The organism is Pseudomonas sp. 10-1B (assembly GCF_000935045.1).
Classification (GTDB): domain Bacteria; phylum Pseudomonadota; class Gammaproteobacteria; order Pseudomonadales; family Pseudomonadaceae; genus Aquipseudomonas.
On the sequence record NZ_JYKS01000035.1, the window covers coordinates 19,840 to 38,878 of the forward strand.

Sequence of the window (19,039 nt, forward strand, 5' to 3'; positions counted from 1 at the left end):
TTCGTGAGACGTAAATTCCTGCTGCTGCTGGAAATGGGTTTGATCCTCGCCGGCCTGGCCTTGGGCTGGTCGGCATGGAAGATCAACTCGGTTCTGGAGCAGCCTTTGCACGTGACGCAGGAACGCCTGCTCGACGTGCCCAATGGTACCAACCCCAACCGCATGTTCTACCGCATGCAAAACGAAGGGTTGCTCGACGATGCTGTCTGGTTGCGTTTGTACTGGCGCTTCAACATGGCCGGTACCCCCCTGCATACCGGCGAGTACCGCCTCACCCCTGGCATGACCGTCGAGCAGCTGTTCGATGCCTGGCGCCGTGCCGATGTGGTGCAGTACAACCTGACCCTGGTCGAAGGCTGGACCTTCCGCCAGGTGCGCTCGGCCGTGGCCAAGCATGAAAAGATCAAGCACACCTTGGACGGCTTGTCGGATTCCGAAGTGATGGACAAGCTCGGCCATACCGGCGTGTTCCCCGAAGGGCGTTTCTTCCCGGACACCTACCGCTTCGTGCGCGGCATGAGCGACGTCGAGTTGCTGCAGCAGGCCTACATGCGCCTGGACGAAGTGCTGGCCAAGGAATGGGCGCAGCGTACTACCGACCTGCCGTACCGCGACCCGTACCAGGCGCTGATCATGGCGTCGCTGGTGGAGAAGGAAACCGGTATCCCCCAGGAGCGCGGGCAAATTGCCGGCGTCTTCGTGCGGCGCCTGCGCCTGGGCATGATGCTGCAGACCGACCCGACCGTGATCTATGGCATGGGGGAGCGCTACAACGGCAAGATCACCCGGGCCGACCTGCGCGAACCGACACCCTACAACACCTACACCATGACCGGCCTGCCGCCGACGCCGATCGCCATGGTCGGTCGCGAGGCGATTCACGCGGCGCTCAACCCGTCCAATGGCACCAGCCTGTACTTCGTCGCCCGTGGCGATGGCAGCCATGTGTTCTCCGATGATCTTGACGATCACAACTCGGCGGTGCGCGAGTTTCAGCTCAAGCGCCGTGCGGACTACCGCTCCAGCCCCGCGCCACAGCCTGAGTCGCAACCGGGTGTCGATGAGGCTACGCCGCCCGAAGCGCCCGTAGAGGACGCGCCGGCTGTGCCGCAAGCGCCCGAGGAGCCGCCCGTGCAGGACGACCCTGCCGACGGTGCGCAAGCGGCCGAACGGCCGACGCCTGACGATCAATATTAAGGACTGCCTGTGAGCGGCTTGTTTATTACTTTGGAAGGCCCTGAAGGGGCCGGCAAGAGCACCAACCGCGACTATCTGGCCGCACGTCTGCGCGAGCAGGGCCTGGATGTGGTGCTGACCCGTGAGCCCGGCGGTACGCCGCTGGCGGAAAAGGTCCGCGAGCTGCTGCTGGCCCCCAGCGACGAAGCCATGGCGGCCGACACCGAGCTGCTGCTGGTGTTCGCTGCCCGTGCCCAGCACCTGGCGCAGGTGATCTGCCCGGCACTGGCCCGTGGGGTCGTGGTGTTGTGCGATCGCTTCACCGATGCCACCTATGCCTATCAGGGCGGAGGGCGTGGTTTGCCTGTAGAGCGTATCGCCAGCCTGGAGCAATTCGTTCAGGGCGACTTGCGCCCGGACCTGACCCTGGTCTTCGACCTGCCGGTCGAAGTGGGCCTGGCCCGCGCTGCCGCCCGTGGCCGCCTGGACCGTTTCGAGCAGGAAGGCCAGGCGTTCTTCGAAGCGGTGCGCCAGGCTTACCTGCAGCGCGCCCAGCGCGAGCCGCAGCGCTACCGCCTGCTCGATGCCGCACAACCCCTGGAGGCCGTGCAGCGGGCCATCGATGCGCTGCTGCCGGGGATCCTGGAGCGTTGCCGTGGCTGAGGCCTACCCCTGGCAGCAGGCCCTTTGGCAGCAACTGGCCGGCCGCAACCAGCATGCCCACGCCTACCTGCTGCACGGGCCACAGGGTATCGGCAAGCGAGCCCTGGCCGAGCGCCTGATGGCCCGCCTGCTGTGTCAGCAGCCCCAGGGCCTGGAGGCCTGTGGTGGGTGCAAATCCTGCCTGTTGCTCAAGGCCGGCAGCCACCCAGACAACTTCGTGCTCGAGCCCGAGGAGGCCGACAAGCCGATCAAGGTCGACCAGGTGCGCGAGTTGGTGGCCTTCGTGGTGCAGACGGCACAGCTGGGCGGGCGCAAGGTGGTGCTGATCGAGCCGGTGGAGGCGATGAACGTCAACGCGTCCAACGCGCTGCTCAAGAGCCTTGAAGAGCCCTCTGGCGATACCGTGTTGCTGTTGGTCACGCATCAGCCCAGCCGCCTGTTGCCGACCATCAAGAGCCGTTGCCAGCAGGTCGCCTGCCCGCAGCCCAGCCTGGCCCAGAGCCAGGCCTGGCTGGCCGGCGCGCTGCCTGACAGCGACGAGGGCGAGCGCGACGAGCTGCTGAGCCTGGCCGCCGGTTCGCCGTTGATGGCGGTCAGCCTGCAGGCACAAGGCGTGCGCGAACAGCGCGCGCTGGTCACCGACGGGGTGAAGAAGCTGCTCAAGCAGCAGCAATCGCCCAGCCAGCTGGCCGATGCCTGGAACGGTGTGCCATTGTTGCTGCTGTTCGACTGGTTCTGCGATTGGGCGCACCTGATCTTGCGCTATCAATTGACCCAGGACGAGGAGGGGCTAGGCTTGGCCGATATGCGCAAGGTGGTGCAGTACCTGGCGCAGAAGAGCCGCCAGGCCAAGGTGCTGGAGGTTCAGGCATGGATCCTGGAGCAGCGCCAGAAGGTATTGGGCAAGGCCAACCTCAACCGCACCCTGCTGCTTGAATCGCTGCTGGCCCACTGGCTGCAATTGCCGGGTGCCCGCTGATTTTAAATTTTTCATGTGTGTCGTTATCCCATGCTCGTAGATTCCCATTGCCACCTCGACCGTCTTGACCTGAGCGCCCACCAGGGCTCCCTCGATGCTGCCCTGCAGGTGGCGCGTGAGCGCGGGGTCGGGCATTTTCTGTGCATTGGCGTCAGTGCCGAGAACGCCGGCGCGGTGAAGGCGCTGAGCGAGCGATACGCCGATGTCGATTGCTCGGTGGGCGTGCATCCGCTGGACCTGGCACCGGGCGAAACCCCGGCGCTGGAATGGTTGCTGCGCGAACTGGCCCACCCGCATGTGGTGGCGATTGGCGAAACCGGGCTGGATTACCACTACGAGCCGGAAGCTGCCGAGCTGCAGCAGGCCTCGTTCCGCCTGCACCTGGAGGCCTCGCGGCAGACTGGCAAGCCGGTGATCGTGCACACCCGGGCGGCGCGCGCCGATACCCTGGCGCTGTTGCGCGAAGCGAATCTGCCGCAGGCTGGCGTGTTGCACTGCTTCACCGAGGATTGGGATATGGCCAAGGCGGCGCTGGACCTGGGGTATTACATTTCGCTGTCCGGCATCGTTACCTTCCGCAATGCCGATGCGCTGCGCGACGTGGCGCGGCAAGTGCCGGTCGACCGGTTGCTGGTGGAGACGGATTCGCCGTATCTGGCGCCGATACCGCACCGGGGCAAGCCGAACTTGCCGCAGTATGTGCGTGAGGTGGCGGAGTATGTGGCTTCGTTGCGGGGGGCCAGTTATGAGCAGTTGGCGGAGCAGACTACTGCCAACTTCAAGCGGTTGTTCCCGTTGGCGCGGGTGGCCTGATTCGTAGGGGTTGGGTCTGTGTGAGGGCTGCCAGGGGCATGTCACAACATTTTCAGCGCCTGTGAGATCGAGCGCCGCCCGCGCGGCGCATCGCGACGCAAGGCCGCTCCCACATTTGTTTCGGGCCAGTCACTCCTGTGAGGCCACCGCTGCCCACCTTGTTTGTTCTCTTTGATATCCAGGTGAGCTGGTCTGTTTCTCACCCATCTCCAGCCATGCACCTAAGGGCGCGCGCGCCTATGGCACAGGAGTAATTGGCCCGAAACAAATGTGGGAGCGGCCTTGCGTCGCGATGCGCCGCGCGGGCGGCGCTCGATCTCACAGGCACTGCAATACCTGAGGCATGCACCTGGCACCCCCATGCAATACCCTCGAAACCCCCATCGCCGCCGCCAATAGCGCCCCCCCTTGAAGCAAGCAAAAAAAACCCGGGTTCTGGGGGGGGGAATCCGGGTTAAGACCATTAGGAGTAAAACAAAGGTACGCGGTCCCTGAGCACCTTTATCGGCGCGCCACTTGGGGGGGATGCGCCGCGCCAACACTTCAAGTATTGGTCAGGTTTGGCGCAGTGCCAGTGCCTGCTGGTCGTTTTTTAAACAGATTTGGAATACGTCGACGTTTCATTCCTCCCGCAACGCATGGCCGTAGGCATCGTGAAACACAGACATGCTGGATGATCCGTGCAATTTCCCGCAAGTTAGGCATAATAAACCGCTTCGATTGTCATCCAGTCCTTCCCATGCAGAAAGAACCTCGTAAGGTCCGTGAGTTTCGCCGCCGCGAACAGGAAATCCTCGACACTGCGCTCAAACTGTTTCTCGAACAGGGTGAAGACAGCGTCACCGTCGAGATGATCGCCGACGCCGTGGGCATCGGCAAAGGCACGATCTACAAGCACTTCAAGTCCAAGGCGGAGATCTACCTGCGCCTGATGCTCGATTACGAGCGTGACCTGAACGCGCTGTTGCACTCGGCCGATGTCGACCGTGACAAGGAAGCCCTGTCGCGCGCCTACTTCGAGTTCCGCATGCGCGACCCGCAGCGTTACCGGCTGTTCGACCGCCTGGAAGAAAAGGTGGTCAAGGGCAACCAGGTGCCGGAAATGGTCGAGCAACTGCACAGCATCCGTGCGTCCAACTTCGATCGTCTGACCCAGCTGATCAAGGGGCGTATCAGCGAAGGCAAGCTCGAAGACGTGCCACCGTATTTCCACTACTGCGCTGCCTGGGCATTGGTGCACGGCGCCGTGGCGCTGTACCACTCGCCGTTCTGGAGCAATGTGCTGGAGGACCAGGAGGGCTTCTTCCAGTTCCTGATGGACATTGGCGTGCGCATGGGCAACAAGCGCAAGCGCGATCCGGAACCCTCGAACTGAGATAGCACAGGCTTTTCCTGCAGCCTGCCAGTCAGCGTAATTGGGGCCGCTTCGCGGCCCATCGCCGGCAAGCCAGCTCCCACATGTACAGCGCAAAGCTTGAGATCTGCGCGGTACCTGTAGGAGCTGGCTTGCCTGCGATGGGCTGCACAGCAGCCCCATGACTGATAAGCCTGTTCCTCACAAAAGCAATGCGCTACAGGCATCGGCAATGTGTATAGGGCTTGCAAAAACCTGATTTATGAGTCAGGTTTTGCCAGTCCTCATCATCCATGCCGGAGTCATTCATGATCGTCGATCGTCAAGGCAGGCGTTTTCGCAACCTGCGCGTCAGCCTGACGGCTGCCTGCAATTACGCCTGCACCTACTGCGTACCCGACGGCAAGCGCCTGGTGGCAGCGCAGGACGAACTGTCGGCGGATGCCCTGGCGCGTGGCGTGGCCTACCTGATCGACGCCGCTGGCATCGAGCGTTTGCGCATCACCGGGGGGGAACCGCTGATCAGCCCGCGTCTGGATGCTTTCCTTGCCGCCGTTGCCAAGCTCGAACTCGACGATATCTCGCTGACCACCAATGGCCAGTTGCTGTCGCGCAAGTTGCCGCAACTGCAAGCTGCCGGCATTCGCCGTCTGAATGTTTCCCTCGACACCCTCGAACCCATGGCCTTTCGCCGTATCGCCCGGGGTGGCGACCTGGCCAGCGTGCTGGCGGGTATGGAGCAGGCCAGCGCGCTGGGCATGCGGGTAAAGGTGAACATGGTGCCGATGCGCGGGCAGAACCTCGACCAGGTGCTGCCGATGCTGGATTACTGCCTTGCGCGTGGCTTCGAGCTGCGCTTTATCGAACTCATGCGCATGGGCCACCTGGCCCGCGACCACAACGCCTTCCTGCAGCAGTTCGTCGGCCTCGATCAACTGCTCGCGCTGATTGGCGGCAAGCACGCCTATATCCAGGTCGATGCACCGCTGGATGCCACCGCCTTGCGTTATCACATTCCCGGCAAGGGCCATTTCGGCGTTATCGCCAACGAGAGCGTCCCGTTTTGCCGCACCTGCTCGCGGCTGCGCCTGTCTTCCACTGGCTGGCTGCATGGCTGCCTGTCGTCGGGCAATCGCCACTTCGTCGGCGATCTGCTGGAAAAGCCGCGCCATCTAGCGCTCCCGGCCTTGCAACGGTTACTGGTCAAGGCCTTGGCCGACAAGCAGGATCTGGCGTTTTCCGGCGGCGTGACAGTGATGAAGGTGATCGGTGGCTGAAGCTGGCGCAAAAGCTGCATCCGCCGGCTATTCGCCGGTTTTTCGTCGCCGGCCACTGGAGGAAAAATGCGTAGCCTGGTCTTGCTGCTGGCGCTGATGGCGCTGGGCGGCTGCATGAATGTCAGCGATATGGGCGAGGGTGTCCGCTATCACATGAGCGATGCTGGTCTGTTGGACCACAGCGATACCCGTCGCACCCTGTCGATCCGCTTGCAGCCCGACTCGTTCATCTTCATCGGCCAGGGCGCGTTCGTGCCACCGGGCAAGGGGCCAGTGCCACGGCAGAACGTGGTGGCTGAGCAGGCCTTCAAGAGCTTTGTCGAGTATTTCCCGTTGGTGCGCCGTGCCCAAGGCCCGCTTGGCCTGGAAGAGGCCATCGCGCAAGCGCGTTCGGTAGGTGCCGACTATGTGCTGTACACCCGCTTTGCCCGTACCGACGACCGTATCGGCAATGGCGACGAGTGGTATGACGAGCAGGCGGTCGATCGCCTGGGCTGGGACAGCGGCGTGGTGCAGATGATGCTGATCGAAACCAACACTCGCTACCTGATCGATACCGTGCGCATCAAGAGCCGTGGCGGTTTGTTGACGTTCCACGACAACACGCCGGGAGATTTGCTTGCTGCGCCGATGCGCGAGTACGCTCGTAGCCTTCTGGGCATGAGCAGATGAGGCAAGCGTGATGAGCGATTCCGGCAAGGCCAATGACCTTCTGGCACAGATCCCCAAGGCCAAGGGCCTGCCGCCGGTGCATCTGTGGAACCCGGATTTCTGTGGTGACATCGACATGCGCATCGCCCGCGATGGCACTTGGTACTACCTGGGCACGCCGATCGGGCGCAAGCCGATGGTGCGGCTGTTCTCCACGATCATTCGGCGTGATGGTGATGACTACTTCCTGGTTACCCCGGTCGAGAAGGTCGGGATCCGGGTCGACGATGCGCCGTTCGTGGCCGTGACACTGGAGGTGCTGGACGAGGGCGAGCAACAGCTGCTGCGCTTTACCAGCAATGTCGAGGACCAGGTCGATGCCGGGCCGGCCAACCCGCTGCGGGTGGTGATCGACCCGGTGACTCAGGAGCCATCGCCGTATGTGCTGATGCGCAGCAATCTCGAGGCGCTGATTCATCGCAATGTGTTTTACCAATTGGTAGAGCTGGCCGTGCCGCGTGAGATCGAGGGGGAGGAATGGCTTGGGGTGTGGAGCCAGGGTGAGTTTTACCCGATTGGGCGTAGTAGCTGATTGCTTTGCTGTCAGTGCCGGCCTCTTCGCGGGCTTGCCCGCTCCCACAGGACTGCCACAGGGCTGAACATTGTGGGTTACCTGTGGGAGCGGGCAAGCCCGCGAAGAGGCGGGCACAGGCAAAATCGGCCCCCTGTTTTTACCTCGAATTGGCCATTTGTCTTCGACCAATCAGGGCCTAACCTGCTGGCAATTGCCATCCAGGAGAAGCCCGCATGAAACCCCTATCCATCATCCTCTTCGCCCTGCTCGCCGCCCAAACTCCGGCCTGGGCCCACGGCGATGTCGCTGACCAGGTCAAGGTGCTGCAGCAGCAACAACCTTCGAACGCCCCCGGCAAAACCGCCGTCATGCTCACCGTCAGCTACGCCCCCGGCGAAGCATCGCCCGCGCACCAGCACCCAGGCGCGGTCATGGCCTACGTACTGGAAGGGGCAGTGGTATCGAAGCTGAACGACGAGCCGGAGAAAACCTACAAGGCCGGTGAATACTGGTACGAAGCGCCAGGTACCGTGCATGGCGTGTCGCGAAATGCCAGCAAGACCCAGCCAGCCAAGCTGCTGGTCTGGAGCCTGGTGGACGAGGGCAGGCCGGTGACCGAGCCGCTGGGCCAATAAACTGTGCCAATAAACCCACTGCAACGAAAAAGCCCCCGGTTGCTTGCGCACCCGGGGGCTTTCTCAGTGTTTGGCTCCGCGACCTGGACTCGAACCAGGGACCCAATGATTAACAGTCATTTGCTCTACCGACTGAGCTATCGCGGAATCTGCGCGTATCTTACCGCTTGCCAGGGGGAAGTCAAGCCACCCCCTGACAAATCAAGCAGTTACAGCACTGCGACAATAGCCTTGGTGACCACGTGGATGTTGCTTTGGTTCAGCGCGGCAACGGCGATGCGGCCGGTGTCCAGGGCGTAGATGCCGAAGTCGTTCTTCAGGCGGGCAACCTGCTCAGCGGTCAGGCCCGAGTAGGAGAACATGCCGACCTGGCGGCCAACGAAGCTGAAGTCACGGTTGGCGCCGTACTGGGCCAGCAGCTCGACCATTTGCTTGCGCATGCCGTGGATGCGCTCGCGCATTTCGGCCAGCTCGGTTTCCCACATCTGGCGCAGTTCGGTGCTGTTCAGCACGGTGGCAACGATGGTTGCGCCGTGGGTTGGCGGGTTGGAGTAGGTGGTGCGGATCACACGCTTTACCTGCGACAGCACGCGGGTGCTCTCGTCCTTGGAAGCGGTGACGATCGACAGCGCGCCAACGCGCTCGCCGTACAGCGAGAATGACTTGGAGAACGAGCTGGAAACGAAGAACTCCAGGCCCGACTCAGCGAACAGGCGCACGGCGAAGGCGTCTTCGGCGATGCCGTCGCCAAAGCCTTGGTAGGCCATGTCGAGGAACGGTACATGGCCCTTGGCCTTGACCACTTCCAGGACGTTTTTCCAGTCGTCCAGGCTCAGGTCGACGCCGGTCGGGTTGTGGCAGCAGGCGTGCAGTACCACGATCGAGCCGGATGGCAGGTTGTTCAGGTCTTCGAGCATGCCGGCGCGGTTGACGTCGTTGCTCGGCGCGTCGTAGTAGCGGTAGTTCTGCACCGGGAAACCGGCCGATTCGAACAGCGCGCGGTGGTTTTCCCAGCTTGGGTCGCTGATGGCAACCACGGCGTTCGGCGACACACGCTTGAGGAAGTCGGCACCGATCTTCAGTGCGCCAGTACCGCCGACGGCCTGCACGGTGACCACGCGGCCAGCGGCCAGCAGTGGCGACTCGGCGCCGAACAGCAGCTTTTGCACGGCCTGGTCGTAGGTGGCGATGCCGTCGATCGGCAGGTAGCCGCGCGAGGCGTGCTGGGCGGCACGCTGGGTCTCGGCTTCGATCACGGCACGCAGCAGCGGAATGCGGCCTTCCTCATTGCAGTACACACCTACGCCCAGGTTGACCTTGTCGGTACGTGGGTCGGCGTTGAATGCTTCGTTGAGGCCCAGAATAGGGTCGCGGGGTGCCAGCTCGACAGCGGAAAACAGGCTCATTGTTACCTTGGCTCTGATTGGAGTGTGATAGGACGTACACGCTCCAGCCGAATGCACTGAAGCGGTGCACAAACGGGGAGTCAGTATAGTGATACCGATCGGTCACCGCGACAGCCTGGCGCCGCTTTTCCGGCTATTTGCGCAAATATTTTTCGACCATTGGTCTAATTACCGGGTCCACCGTTACACGCGTTCACAGCTACGCCTTGAAAGCGCCCCCGGGCGGGCGCATTTGGGTATAGACTACTGGCTAAATTTACAGTTGCTGCAACACCGCGAGGTCCGACATGTCCGAGTTCCAGCTCGTCACCCGTTTCCAGCCGGCCGGCGACCAGCCCGAGGCCATTCGCCAGATGGTCGAAGGTATCGAGGCGGGGCTGTCGCACCAGACGCTGCTCGGCGTGACTGGCTCGGGCAAGACCTTCAGCATCGCCAACGTCATCCAGCAGGTGCAGCGCCCGACACTGGTGCTGGCGCCGAACAAGACCCTGGCCGCGCAGCTGTACGGCGAATTCAAGGCGTTCTTCCCCAACAACGCGGTGGAGTACTTCGTTTCCTACTACGACTACTACCAGCCTGAAGCCTACGTGCCGTCGTCGGATACCTTCATCGAGAAGGACGCCTCGATCAACGATCACATCGAGCAGATGCGCCTGTCGGCGACCAAGGCACTGCTGGAGCGGCGCGACGCGATCATCGTCACCACCGTGTCGTGCATCTACGGCCTGGGCAGCCCCGAGACCTACCTGAAGATGGTCCTGCACGTCGACCGTGGCGACAAGCTCGACCAACGTGCGCTGCTGCGCCGCCTGGCCGACCTGCAGTACACCCGTAACGAGATGGACTTTGCCCGCGCCACCTTCCGTGTGCGCGGCGACGTGATCGACATTTTCCCGGCCGAATCGGACCTCGAGGCCATCCGCATCGAACTGTTCGATGACGAGGTGGAGAACATCGCCGCGTTCGACCCGCTCACCGGTGAGGTCTTTCGCAAGCTGCCGCGCTTCACCTTCTACCCCAAGAGCCACTACGTCACCCCGCGGGAAACCCTTCTGGAGGCGGTGGAGGGCATCAAGGAAGAGCTCAAGGAGCGCCTGGAGTACCTGCACAAGGCCAACAAGCTGGTGGAGGCACAGCGCCTGGAGCAGCGCACCCGCTTCGACCTGGAGATGATCCTGGAGCTGGGCTACTGCAATGGCATCGAGAACTACTCGCGCTACCTGTCCGGGCGCCCGGCCGGGGCGCCGCCGCCCACCCTGTACGACTACCTGCCACCCGATGCACTGCTGGTGATCGACGAATCCCACGTCAGCGTTCCGCAGGTCGGGGCCATGTACAAGGGCGACCGCTCGCGCAAGGAAACCCTGGTCGAGTATGGCTTCCGCTTGCCCTCGGCGCTGGACAACCGGCCCATGCGCTTCGACGAATGGGAGGATGTCAGCCCGCAGACCATCTTCGTTTCCGCCACCCCGGGGCCTTACGAGGCCGAGCACGCTGGGCGCGTGGTGGAGCAGGTGGTGCGCCCGACCGGCCTGGTCGACCCGCAGGTCGAGGTACGCCCGGCACTGACCCAGGTCGACGACCTGCTGTCGGAAATCGGCAAGCGCGTGGCGCAGGGCGAGCGAGTGCTGGCCACCACGCTGACCAAACGCATGGCCGAGGACCTTACCGACTACCTGGCCGACCACGACGTGCGAGTGCGTTACCTGCACTCGGACATCGACACCGTGGAGCGGGTGGAGATCATTCGCGACCTGCGCCTGGGTACCTTCGACGTGCTGGTGGGTATCAACTTGTTGCGTGAAGGCCTGGACATGCCCGAGGTATCGCTGGTGGCGATCCTCGATGCCGACAAGGAAGGCTTCCTGCGTTCCGAGCGTTCATTGATCCAGACCATTGGCCGTGCCGCGCGTAACCTCAATGGTCGGGCGATTCTGTACGCCGACAATGTCACCGGCTCCATGCAGCGGGCCATCGACGAAACCGAGCGCCGTCGCGAGAAGCAGATCGCTTTCAACCAGGCACACGGCATCGTGCCCAAGGGCGTGGTCAAGGACATTACCGACATCCTCGAAGGCGCCACCGTGCCCGGTGCGCGCAGCAAGAAGCGCAAGGGCATGGCCAAGGCGGCGGAGGAGAGCGCCCGCTACGAGGCCGAGCTGCGCACGCCAGGCGAAATCACCAAGCGCATCAAGCAGTTGGAAGAGAAGATGATGCAGTTCGCCCGTGACCTGGAGTTCGAGGCGGCGGCGCAGTTGCGCGACGAGATTGCCCAGTTGCGCGAGCGGTTGATTACCAGCTGAAGTCTGACGCCGGTCCTGTGGGAGCGGGCGCGCCCGCGAACACCGGCAAAGCCGGTGCCATTCACCGCGTCGCCTGTTTCGCGGGCGCGCCCGCTCCCACACAGGCCGCGTCGCGCTTACGAATTGAGTTCTCTGCGCGACAGCGCAGCCCCTAGGGCAGTGTGATCTCCCACAGGGCCCGCGCAGCCTCTGAATAAGCTCAATGGGCCTCCCCAGCCTTCAACCCCTCCGGCAGCTTGCGGGTCAACAACACTGCCACCATGCTCACCGCTAAACCAATCCCGACAAAGTGGAAGGCATCGTTGTACGCCATGATCAGCGCCTGCTGGTGGGTGATCTCGCTCAACTTGCCCAGCGCCGCATTGTCATTCCCCAGCCGCTCCGCCAGTTGTGCCAGCCGCTCCGCCACCTGCGGGTTGCTCGGCACCACCGACTCCCTCAGGTAATCGAAATACACCTTGGTCCGTGCATCCAGCAGGGTGGCCAGCAACGCGATACCGATGGCCCCACCCAGATTACGCAGGATATTGAACAGGCTCGACGCCGACCCCGCATCCTGCGGTTGGATGAACGCCGTGGCAATCAGCGAAATGGTCACCATGATCATCGGCTGGCCGAGGGCACGGATGATCTGGATATGGTTGAACTGCGGCCCGGCAAAGTCCGGGTTGAGCACCCCCGAGCCGAAACTGGCGGCACCGAACAGGCAGAAACCTAGTGCGCACAGCACCTTGGGCGACACTACCTTCATCAGCTGTGGCACCAGCGGAATCAGGAACAACTGTGGAACGCCCATCCACATGATCACCTCGCCGATCTGCAAGGCGTTGTAGCCCTGCACCTGCGCCAGGTACAGCGGCAACAGGTAGATCGACCCGTACAGCCCCACCCCCATGCCCAGGCTGGCGATGCTCGACAGGCCGAAGTTGCGGTTACCGAGGATGCGCAGGTTGATCAGTGGGTGTGGCTTGGAAAACTGCAGGATGACGAAGGTGATCAGGCTGACCAGGGCAATGCTGCCCAGGCCGACGATCAGGTGCGATTCCAGCCAGTCCTTGCGGTGGCCTTCTTCAAGAAACACCTGCAGGCAGCCCAGCCCCAGGCCGAGGGTGACAATCCCCGCGTAATCGGTGCTTTTCAGCAGCTCCCAATGCGCTTCTTTCTTCTCCAGGCCGTACAGCAGGCCGGCGATCATCACCAGGCCGGGCGGGATGTTGATGTAGAAGATGTACTCCCAGCCCCAGTTCTCGGTCAGCCAGCCACCCAGGGTCGGTCCGATGGACGGCGCGAAGGTGGCGGTCATGGCGAACATGGCCATGCCCTTGGCGCGGTGGTGCTCGGGCAGCTTGATCAGGGTCAGGGTGAAGGCCAGCGGGATCAGTGCACCGCCGGTAAAGCCCTGCAGGGCGCGGAACAGGATCATGCTTTCCAGGTTCCAGGCCATCGAGCACAGCAGCGACGACAGCAGGAAACCGCCGGATACCCACACCGCCAGGCGCCGCGCCGAAAGCAACTGCACCAGCCAGGCGGTCAGCGGAATCATGATGATTTCCGCCACCAGGTACGAGGTGGAAATCCATGAACCTTCTTCCAGGGTGGCCGACAGCGCGCCCTGGATGTCCTTCAGTGACGAGTTGGTGATCTGGATGTCCAGCACCGCCATGAAGGCGCCGAGCATCACGCTCATCACCGCGATCCAGTCACGCCGGGTCGGCTCCGCGGTGGGCCGCAGCAGTTGGTCACCGGCCATTGTCGCCTTCGTCTTCGCTGCGCAGGTCGACGGTGGCGGTGACCGACATGCCGGGGCGGATACGCCCGTGCAGCGGGTTGTCGGCACGGAAGGTGAGTTTTACCGGGATGCGTTGCACCACCTTGGTGAAGTTGCCGGTGGCGTTGTCGGGCGGCAGCAGGCTGAACTGCGCACCCGAGGCGGCGAACAGGCTGTCGACCCGGCCTTCGATGGGGGTGTCCGGGTAGCTGTCGAACAACAGCTCGGCGCGCTGGCCGGGCTGCATGCGGCCGATCTGGGTTTCCTTGAAGTTGGCCTGCACCCAGATGTCTTCGTCCGGCACGATCGACAGCAGGTAGGCGCCGGCCTGCACCACTTGGCCATTACGCGCGTTGCGCTGGCCGATGGTGCCGCTGATGGGGGCGCGAATCTCGCAGCGGGTCAGGTTCAGTTCGGCCTGGGCCAGGTCGGCCCGGGCATTGGCGATTTGCGCATCGAGGCGCTTGAGGTCGGCGTTCAGGGCGTTGACCTGCTGGCGCTGGCTTTGCAGGTCGGCGCGAGCCTTGTCGACCTGGGAACCGGCGACATGGCTGTCCGCCGATAGGGTGGTGACCCGTTCTTCCGAGACGAAGCCTGGCTTGCGCAGCTTTTCGGCGCGGCTCAGGTCCAGGCGCGAGCGCTCGAAGGTGGCCTGGCTGGCCGCCACCTGGGCCTGGCCGGCGGCGATCAGGCTGCCTTGCTGGGTCAGACGGCTTTGTGCCTGTGCGTATTCGGCTTCGCGAGTGGCCAAGGCCGCGCGGGCGCGCTCGGCCGCCAGCTCGAAGTCGGCGACTTCCAGGCGCACCAGCAGGTCGCCTTGGTTGACGTGCTGGTTGTCTTCGACCGGCACCGTGTCGATGCGTGCGCCGAGCTGGCTGGAGATACGGGTGATCTCGCCCTGTACGTAGGCGTTGTCGGTGCTTTCGTAGAAGCGGCCCTTGAAGTACCAGTGGGCCAGGAAGGCGAGGGCGATGATGGCCACCAGAGTGAAGAAGATCGCCAGGCGGCGTTTGAGTTGGGCAGGCATGAGGACTATCGTTCCAGAAATGTAAGCAAATTTAACAGTGACAGACGGCTCCTTCACAAGTGACGTTCGCGCCATTGCTGGAGCCCAGTGCCTGCTCCCTGCTAACATCCCGCCTTTGTTTCATCTTTCGTTCGAGACCCTCCATGACCACCGTACGCACGCGTATCGCGCCATCGCCTACCGGCGACCCCCATGTCGGCACTGCCTACATCGCTCTGTTCAACTACTGCTTTGCCAAGCAGCACGGCGGTGAGTTCATCCTGCGCATCGAAGACACCGACCAGTTGCGCTCCACGCGCGAGTCGGAGCAGCAGATCTTCGACGCCCTGCGTTGGCTCGGCATCGAGTGGAACGAAGGCCCGGACGTCGGCGGCCCGCACGGCCCGTACCGGCAAAGCGAGCGTGGCGAGATCTACGCCAGGTACGCCAAGCAACTGGTTGACGCCGGCCATGCCTTCTACTGCTTCTGCACCGCCGAAGAGCTGGAGCAGATGCGCGCCGAGCAGCAGGCCCGTGGCGAAACCCCGCGCTACGACGGCCGCGCACTGCTGCTGAGTGCCGAGGAAGTGCAGCGCCGCCTGGACGCCGGCGAGCCACACGTGATCCGCATGAAAGTGCCGAGCGAAGGCGTGTGCGTGGTGCCGGACATGCTGCGTGGCGATGTCGAGATCCCGTGGGACCGCATGGACATGCAAGTGCTGATGAAGAACGACGGCCTGCCGACGTACTTCCTGGCCAACGTGGTCGATGACCACCTGATGGGCATCACCCACGTCCTGCGTGGCGAAGAGTGGCTGCCGTCGGCGCCCAAGCTGATCAAGCTGTACGAATACTTCGGCTGGGAGCAGCCCAAGCTGTGCTACATGCCGCTGCTGCGTAACCCGGACAAGTCCAAGCTGTCCAAGCGCAAGAACCCGACCTCGGTGACCTTCTACGAGCGCATGGGCTTCATGCCCGAGGCGATGCTCAACTACCTGGGCCGCATGGGCTGGTCGATGCCGGACGAGCGCGAGAAGTTCTCCCTGGCCGAGATGGTCGAGCACTTCGACCTGTCGCGTATCTCGCTGGGTGGGCCGATCTTCGACATCGAGAAGCTGTCCTGGCTCAACGGCCAGTGGCTGCGCGAGCTGCCGGTCGAGGAGTTCGCCGCGCGCCTGCAGAAGTGGGCGTTCAACAGCGACTACATGATGAAGATCGCCCCGCACGTCCAGGGCCGGGTCGAAACCTTCAGCCAGGTTGCCCCGCTGGGCGGGTTCTTCTTCGAAGGCGCGCTGAAGCTGGACGCCAAGCTGTTCGAAAGCAAGAAGCTGTCGGCCGACCAGGTGCGCCAGGTGATTCAGTTGATCCTGTGGAAGCTCGAAAGCCTGCGCCAGTGGGAAAAAGAGCGCATCACCGCTTGCATCCAGGCTGTGGTCGAGGCGCTGGAGTTGAAGCTGCGTGACGCCATGCCGCTGATGTTCGCTGCCATCACTGGCCAGGCCAGCTCGGTGTCGGTGCTCGATGCCATGGAAATCCTCGGCCCCGACCTGACCCGCTACCGCTTGCGCCAGGCCTTGGACCTGCTGGGTGGTGTGTCGAAGAAAGAAAACAAAGAGTGGGAAAAGCTGCTGGCCACTATCGCCTGACGGCGTTCTGAAGGCCGCTGCGGAATCCTGTGGGAGCACTGTCTAAAAAGCCTGCGCAATCTTTGTGGGAGCGGGCACGCCCGCGAACACCGGCAAAGCCGGTGCCATCCACCGCGTCGTCTGTTTCGCGGGCACGCCCGCTCCTACAGGCCCACAGACCATTCCCACAGGGCGAAGTGGCTTGATTCTGCGGGGCAGGGCGGTAAGTGATTGTTATCTGTGAAAAAATTTTTGAATATTTTCAAAATTTCGTTTGACAGCCCTGCAATCCGATCTTAATATGCGCCCCGTCCACAGCGATGAACGAAAACGAAACGCCAGGCACCCAGCCAGCGCTTCGGTTCAAAGCGACATTGTGGGGCTATAGCTCAGCTGGGAGAGCGCCTGCATGGCATGCAGGAGGTCAGCGGTTCGATCCCGCTTAGCTCCACCAAATTCCGCTTAGCAGCCAAGGCTGATAAGCAAGACCGGGTCCAGCAACCGGGTCTTGAAGGTAAGAAGGTTCGTCCCCTTCGTCTAGTGGCCTAGGACACCGCCCTTTCACGGCGGTAACAGGGGTTCGAGTCCCCTAGGGGACGCCAGTTTCACACAAGCGATGTTTCAGTGTCGCTGGGCCGCGAGGCTAGAAATCCGGGGCTATAGCTCAGCTGGGAGAGCGCCTGCATGGCATGCAGGAGGTCAGCGGTTCGATCCCGCTTAGCTCCACCAATTTTGCCGCGGTTCGCGCAAGCGGATCGGCACGAAGGTTACGTCCCCTTCGTCTAGTGGCCTAGGACACCGCCCTTTCACGGCGGTAACAGGGGTTCGAGTCCCCTAGGGGACGCCACTTTTTCCTGCGTTTTGCAGGGCTTAAAGAGGCTCGTCGATTACTGATGAGCCTTTTGTTTTCGGGGCTATAGCTCAGCTGGGAGAGCGCCTGCATGGCATGCAGGAGGTCAGCGGTTCGATCCCGCTTAGCTCCACCATTTCTGCCAGGGTTCACACAAGTGAATCTTCGCGAAGGTTACGTCCCCTTCGTCTAGTGGCCTAGGACACCGCCCTTTCACGGCGGTAACAGGGGTTCGAGTCCCCTAGGGGACGCCACGTTTACCCGCGTTTTGCGGGACTTTAAAGGCTCATTCGCTTATTGAATGGGCCTTTTGTTTTTCTCCCCTCCAAAAAAATTCGCGACCGACGAGCGGCTGCAGATTCTGCTTGCTTAAAAATATTATGAGAATAATATTTCGATCATAATATTTGCCCGGTGAGTGATCTAATGAGCGACAGGAAGAGCAGAACCCGCGAACGCATCCTGGAAGCTGCACGAAGTGCGTTGATCCAGCACGGCCCGGCTGAGCCGAGCGTCAGCCAGGTCATGGGGGCGGCAGGCCTGACCGTCGGCGGCTTCTATGCCCACTTCGACAGCAAGGATGAGTTGATGCTCGAAGCGTTCCGCCAACTGCTGGGTGAGCGCCGCGCCTTGTTCGCGCAGATCGACCCCAACCTCGACGGTGCCGGGCGGCGGGCATTGGCCAGTGCCTTTTACCTTTCGCGCAAGCACCGTGATGCCGAAGTACATGCCTGCCCGCTGCCCAACTCGCTGGGCGAGATGCAGCGCCTGCCGGAGGCCTTCCGCGAGGTGCTGGCCGAGCACATCGAGTTGATGACCGCTGCCATGGTCGACCGCCCCGAGGACGCCGACAAGGCCCTGGCTGACCTGGCCCTGATGGTCGGTGGCCTGGCCCTGGCTCGTGCCCTGGGCACCAGCGAACTGTCTGACCGCATTCTGCGTGCCGCCAAATCGGCGGTGCTTTGACCCTGGAGCATGGCGATGACTACCCTGAGCTGGATTCGTGGTGTCAATGGCACCCTGGGCCGCCTGGCCCCCGAGCACGTCGCGGGCAGGATGCGCCGTGCCTTCATGACCCCACGCAACTTGCCGCCCCGGGATTGGGAACTGCCCGCCCTGGCCAGCGCCGAGCGCATTACCCTGCGCTTCGGCTTGTCGGCCTTGCGCTGGGGCCAGGGGCCGACCGTGCTGCTGATGCACGGCTGGGAAGGGCGGCCGACCCAGTTTGCCGCCTTGATCGACAGCTTGGTCCAGGCCGGGCACACGGTCGTGTCGCTGGAAGGACCGGGGCATGGCCGTTCGCCTGGCGAACAGGCGAATGTGGTGCTGTTTGCCCGGGCGCTGCTGGAGGCCGCCGCTGAACTGCCACCGCTACGCGCGGTAATTGGCCATTCCATGGGCGGTGCCAGTGTGCTGCTGGCCTTGCAGATGGGCTTGCGCACGGAGGCGGCGGTGAGCATTGCTGCCCCGGCGCGGTTGCTTGGCGTGCTGCGTGGCTTCGCCCATCGCCTGGGGCTGCCGGCGCGGGCGCGGGCGGCGTTCATTCGCCAGGTGGAGCGGGATGTGGGCATGCAGATCGCGCGGCTGGATGTGACCGGTTACCAGTTGGAGGTGCCGGGGTTGGTGGTGCATGCAGCCGATGATGCCCTGGTGGCCGCCGACGAAGCCCAGGTCATCCACAAGGCCTGGTTCGACAGCCGGCTGTTGCTGCTGGAGGAGGGCGGACACCAGCGGGTGCTGGCTGACCCGTGCGTGAGTGAAGCGGTGCTCGAATTGCTGGCCCGGGCTGCTGCGCCAGAGCGGCAAAGCGCCTGAATGACAGGCCCGACGCGGTCGTTGTGGGAGCGGCCTTGTGTCGCGATGGGCTGCGCAGCAGCCCCGGCCATCCATGCTGGGGCTCAGATCCTGGGGCCGCTACGCGCCCCATCGCGACACAAGGCCGCTCCCACAACGACCGCG

At 63.1% G+C, this 19,039-nt stretch carries 16 protein-coding genes and 7 tRNA genes; 19 read left to right on the forward strand and 4 right to left on the reverse strand.

What is annotated here, in order from left to right:
* Positions 1-3 precede the first annotated feature (3 nt).
* The 9 genes from mltG to TZ03_RS19230 all read left to right on the forward strand — a co-directional run bounded on the left by mltG (position 4) and on the right by TZ03_RS19230 (position 8,122).
* Positions 4-1,197 carry an endolytic transglycosylase MltG gene (gene mltG / locus TZ03_RS19190; protein ID WP_051099768.1) on the forward strand — a complete coding sequence of 398 codons (1,194 nt, stop codon included), beginning with the start codon at positions 4-6 and terminating at the stop codon, positions 1,195-1,197.
* Positions 1,198-1,206: 9 nt separating this feature from the next.
* Positions 1,207-1,839, forward strand: coding sequence for a dTMP kinase (tmk, locus tag TZ03_RS19195; RefSeq protein WP_051099769.1), 633 nt, complete (start codon positions 1,207-1,209; stop codon positions 1,837-1,839).
* Positions 1,832-2,818: a DNA polymerase III subunit delta' gene (locus TZ03_RS19200; RefSeq protein WP_051099770.1), complete on the forward strand. Its 987-nt coding sequence runs from the start codon at positions 1,832-1,834 to the stop codon at positions 2,816-2,818. Before tmk ends, TZ03_RS19200 begins: the two co-directional genes overlap by 8 nt.
* A 30-nt stretch (positions 2,819-2,848) precedes the next feature.
* Entirely contained in the window at positions 2,849-3,631 is a 783-nt protein-coding gene (locus tag TZ03_RS19205) for a TatD family hydrolase (protein WP_051099771.1), read from the forward strand.
* 739 nt (positions 3,632-4,370) lie between these two features.
* Positions 4,371-5,006 carry a TetR/AcrR family transcriptional regulator gene (locus TZ03_RS19210; protein ID WP_003260720.1) on the forward strand — a complete coding sequence of 212 codons (636 nt, stop codon included), beginning with the start codon at positions 4,371-4,373 and terminating at the stop codon, positions 5,004-5,006.
* 287 nt (positions 5,007-5,293) lie between these two features.
* Positions 5,294-6,262 (forward strand): GTP 3',8-cyclase MoaA, encoded by a 969-nt coding sequence (locus TZ03_RS19215; RefSeq protein ID WP_051099772.1) that lies wholly within the window; start codon positions 5,294-5,296, stop codon positions 6,260-6,262.
* 66 nt (positions 6,263-6,328) lie between these two features.
* Positions 6,329-6,934 (forward strand): DUF4823 domain-containing protein, encoded by a 606-nt coding sequence (locus TZ03_RS19220; RefSeq protein ID WP_051099773.1) that lies wholly within the window; start codon positions 6,329-6,331, stop codon positions 6,932-6,934.
* 10 nt (positions 6,935-6,944) lie between these two features.
* Positions 6,945-7,505: a DUF1285 domain-containing protein gene (locus tag TZ03_RS19225; protein WP_051099774.1), complete on the forward strand. Its 561-nt coding sequence runs from the start codon at positions 6,945-6,947 to the stop codon at positions 7,503-7,505.
* A gap of 215 nt (positions 7,506-7,720) precedes the next feature.
* Positions 7,721-8,122, forward strand: a complete 402-nt coding sequence (locus TZ03_RS19230; protein ID WP_051099775.1) for a cupin domain-containing protein — start codon at positions 7,721-7,723, stop codon at positions 8,120-8,122.
* Positions 8,123-8,193: 71 nt separating this feature from the next.
* Here TZ03_RS19230 and TZ03_RS19235 read toward each other — a convergent pair.
* A tRNA-Asn gene (locus tag TZ03_RS19235) sits at positions 8,194-8,269 on the reverse strand.
* Between the two features lie 62 nt (positions 8,270-8,331).
* Positions 8,332-9,528, reverse strand: a complete 1,197-nt coding sequence (locus TZ03_RS19240; protein WP_051099776.1) for an amino acid aminotransferase — start codon at positions 9,526-9,528, stop codon at positions 8,332-8,334.
* 287 nt (positions 9,529-9,815) lie between these two features.
* Between TZ03_RS19240 and uvrB the strand changes: the two genes are divergently transcribed.
* Positions 9,816-11,831 (forward strand): excinuclease ABC subunit UvrB, encoded by a 2,016-nt coding sequence (gene uvrB, locus TZ03_RS19245; RefSeq protein WP_051099777.1) that lies wholly within the window; start codon positions 9,816-9,818, stop codon positions 11,829-11,831.
* Between the two features lie 199 nt (positions 11,832-12,030).
* On the opposite strand, the gene TZ03_RS19250 is transcribed toward uvrB, so the two are convergent.
* The gene (locus TZ03_RS19250; RefSeq protein WP_177328490.1) at positions 12,031-13,521 is read right to left on the reverse strand and encodes an MDR family MFS transporter; all 1,491 of its coding nucleotides are present in this window, start codon (positions 13,519-13,521) and stop codon (positions 12,031-12,033) included.
* Positions 13,522-13,570: 49 nt separating this feature from the next.
* The gene (locus tag TZ03_RS19255; RefSeq protein ID WP_051099779.1) at positions 13,571-14,626 is read right to left on the reverse strand and encodes an HlyD family secretion protein; all 1,056 of its coding nucleotides are present in this window, start codon (positions 14,624-14,626) and stop codon (positions 13,571-13,573) included.
* A gap of 143 nt (positions 14,627-14,769) precedes the next feature.
* On the opposite strand from TZ03_RS19255, the gene gltX reads away from it, so the two are divergent.
* The 9 genes from gltX to TZ03_RS19300 all read left to right on the forward strand — a co-directional run bounded on the left by gltX (position 14,770) and on the right by TZ03_RS19300 (position 18,895).
* Entirely contained in the window at positions 14,770-16,251 is a 1,482-nt protein-coding gene (gene gltX / locus TZ03_RS19260; protein ID WP_051099780.1) for a glutamate--tRNA ligase, read from the forward strand.
* Between the two features lie 357 nt (positions 16,252-16,608).
* A tRNA-Ala gene (locus TZ03_RS19265) sits at positions 16,609-16,684 on the forward strand.
* A gap of 72 nt (positions 16,685-16,756) precedes the next feature.
* Positions 16,757-16,832, forward strand: a tRNA-Glu gene (locus tag TZ03_RS19270).
* A gap of 51 nt (positions 16,833-16,883) precedes the next feature.
* A tRNA-Ala gene (locus tag TZ03_RS19275) sits at positions 16,884-16,959 on the forward strand.
* A 42-nt stretch (positions 16,960-17,001) separates the two neighbouring features.
* Positions 17,002-17,077 (forward strand) — tRNA-Glu (locus tag TZ03_RS19280).
* Between the two features lie 63 nt (positions 17,078-17,140).
* Positions 17,141-17,216 (forward strand) — tRNA-Ala (locus TZ03_RS19285).
* A gap of 42 nt (positions 17,217-17,258) precedes the next feature.
* Positions 17,259-17,334 (forward strand) — tRNA-Glu (locus TZ03_RS19290).
* Positions 17,335-17,506: 172 nt separating this feature from the next.
* The gene (locus TZ03_RS19295; protein ID WP_051099781.1) at positions 17,507-18,046 is read left to right on the forward strand and encodes a TetR/AcrR family transcriptional regulator; all 540 of its coding nucleotides are present in this window, start codon (positions 17,507-17,509) and stop codon (positions 18,044-18,046) included.
* 15 nt (positions 18,047-18,061) lie between these two features.
* The gene (locus tag TZ03_RS19300; RefSeq protein ID WP_051099782.1) at positions 18,062-18,895 is read left to right on the forward strand and encodes an alpha/beta fold hydrolase; all 834 of its coding nucleotides are present in this window, start codon (positions 18,062-18,064) and stop codon (positions 18,893-18,895) included.
* Positions 18,896-19,039 lie beyond the last annotated feature (144 nt).

Excerpts from the sequence above, each read along its gene's own strand:
- TZ03_RS19205 (WP_051099771.1), top strand. The coding sequence starts at position 2,849 with ATGCTCGTAGATTCCCATTGCCACCTCGACCGTCTTGACCTGAGCGCC.
- TZ03_RS19210 (WP_003260720.1), top strand. The coding sequence starts at position 4,371 with ATGCAGAAAGAACCTCGTAAGGTCCGTGAGTTTCGCCGCCGCGAACAG.
- TZ03_RS19215 (WP_051099772.1), top strand. The coding sequence starts at position 5,294 with ATGATCGTCGATCGTCAAGGCAGGCGTTTTCGCAACCTGCGCGTCAGC.
- TZ03_RS19220 (WP_051099773.1), top strand. The coding sequence starts at position 6,329 with ATGCGTAGCCTGGTCTTGCTGCTGGCGCTGATGGCGCTGGGCGGCTGC.
- TZ03_RS19225 (WP_051099774.1), top strand. The coding sequence starts at position 6,945 with ATGAGCGATTCCGGCAAGGCCAATGACCTTCTGGCACAGATCCCCAAG.
- TZ03_RS19230 (WP_051099775.1), top strand. The coding sequence starts at position 7,721 with ATGAAACCCCTATCCATCATCCTCTTCGCCCTGCTCGCCGCCCAAACT.
- TZ03_RS19240 (WP_051099776.1), bottom strand. The coding sequence starts at position 9,528 with ATGAGCCTGTTTTCCGCTGTCGAGCTGGCACCCCGCGACCCTATTCTG.
- uvrB (WP_051099777.1), top strand. The coding sequence starts at position 9,816 with ATGTCCGAGTTCCAGCTCGTCACCCGTTTCCAGCCGGCCGGCGACCAG.
- TZ03_RS19255 (WP_051099779.1), bottom strand. The coding sequence starts at position 14,626 with ATGCCTGCCCAACTCAAACGCCGCCTGGCGATCTTCTTCACTCTGGTG.
- gltX (WP_051099780.1), top strand. The coding sequence starts at position 14,770 with ATGACCACCGTACGCACGCGTATCGCGCCATCGCCTACCGGCGACCCC.
- TZ03_RS19295 (WP_051099781.1), top strand. The coding sequence starts at position 17,507 with ATGAGCGACAGGAAGAGCAGAACCCGCGAACGCATCCTGGAAGCTGCA.
- TZ03_RS19300 (WP_051099782.1), top strand. The coding sequence starts at position 18,062 with ATGACTACCCTGAGCTGGATTCGTGGTGTCAATGGCACCCTGGGCCGC.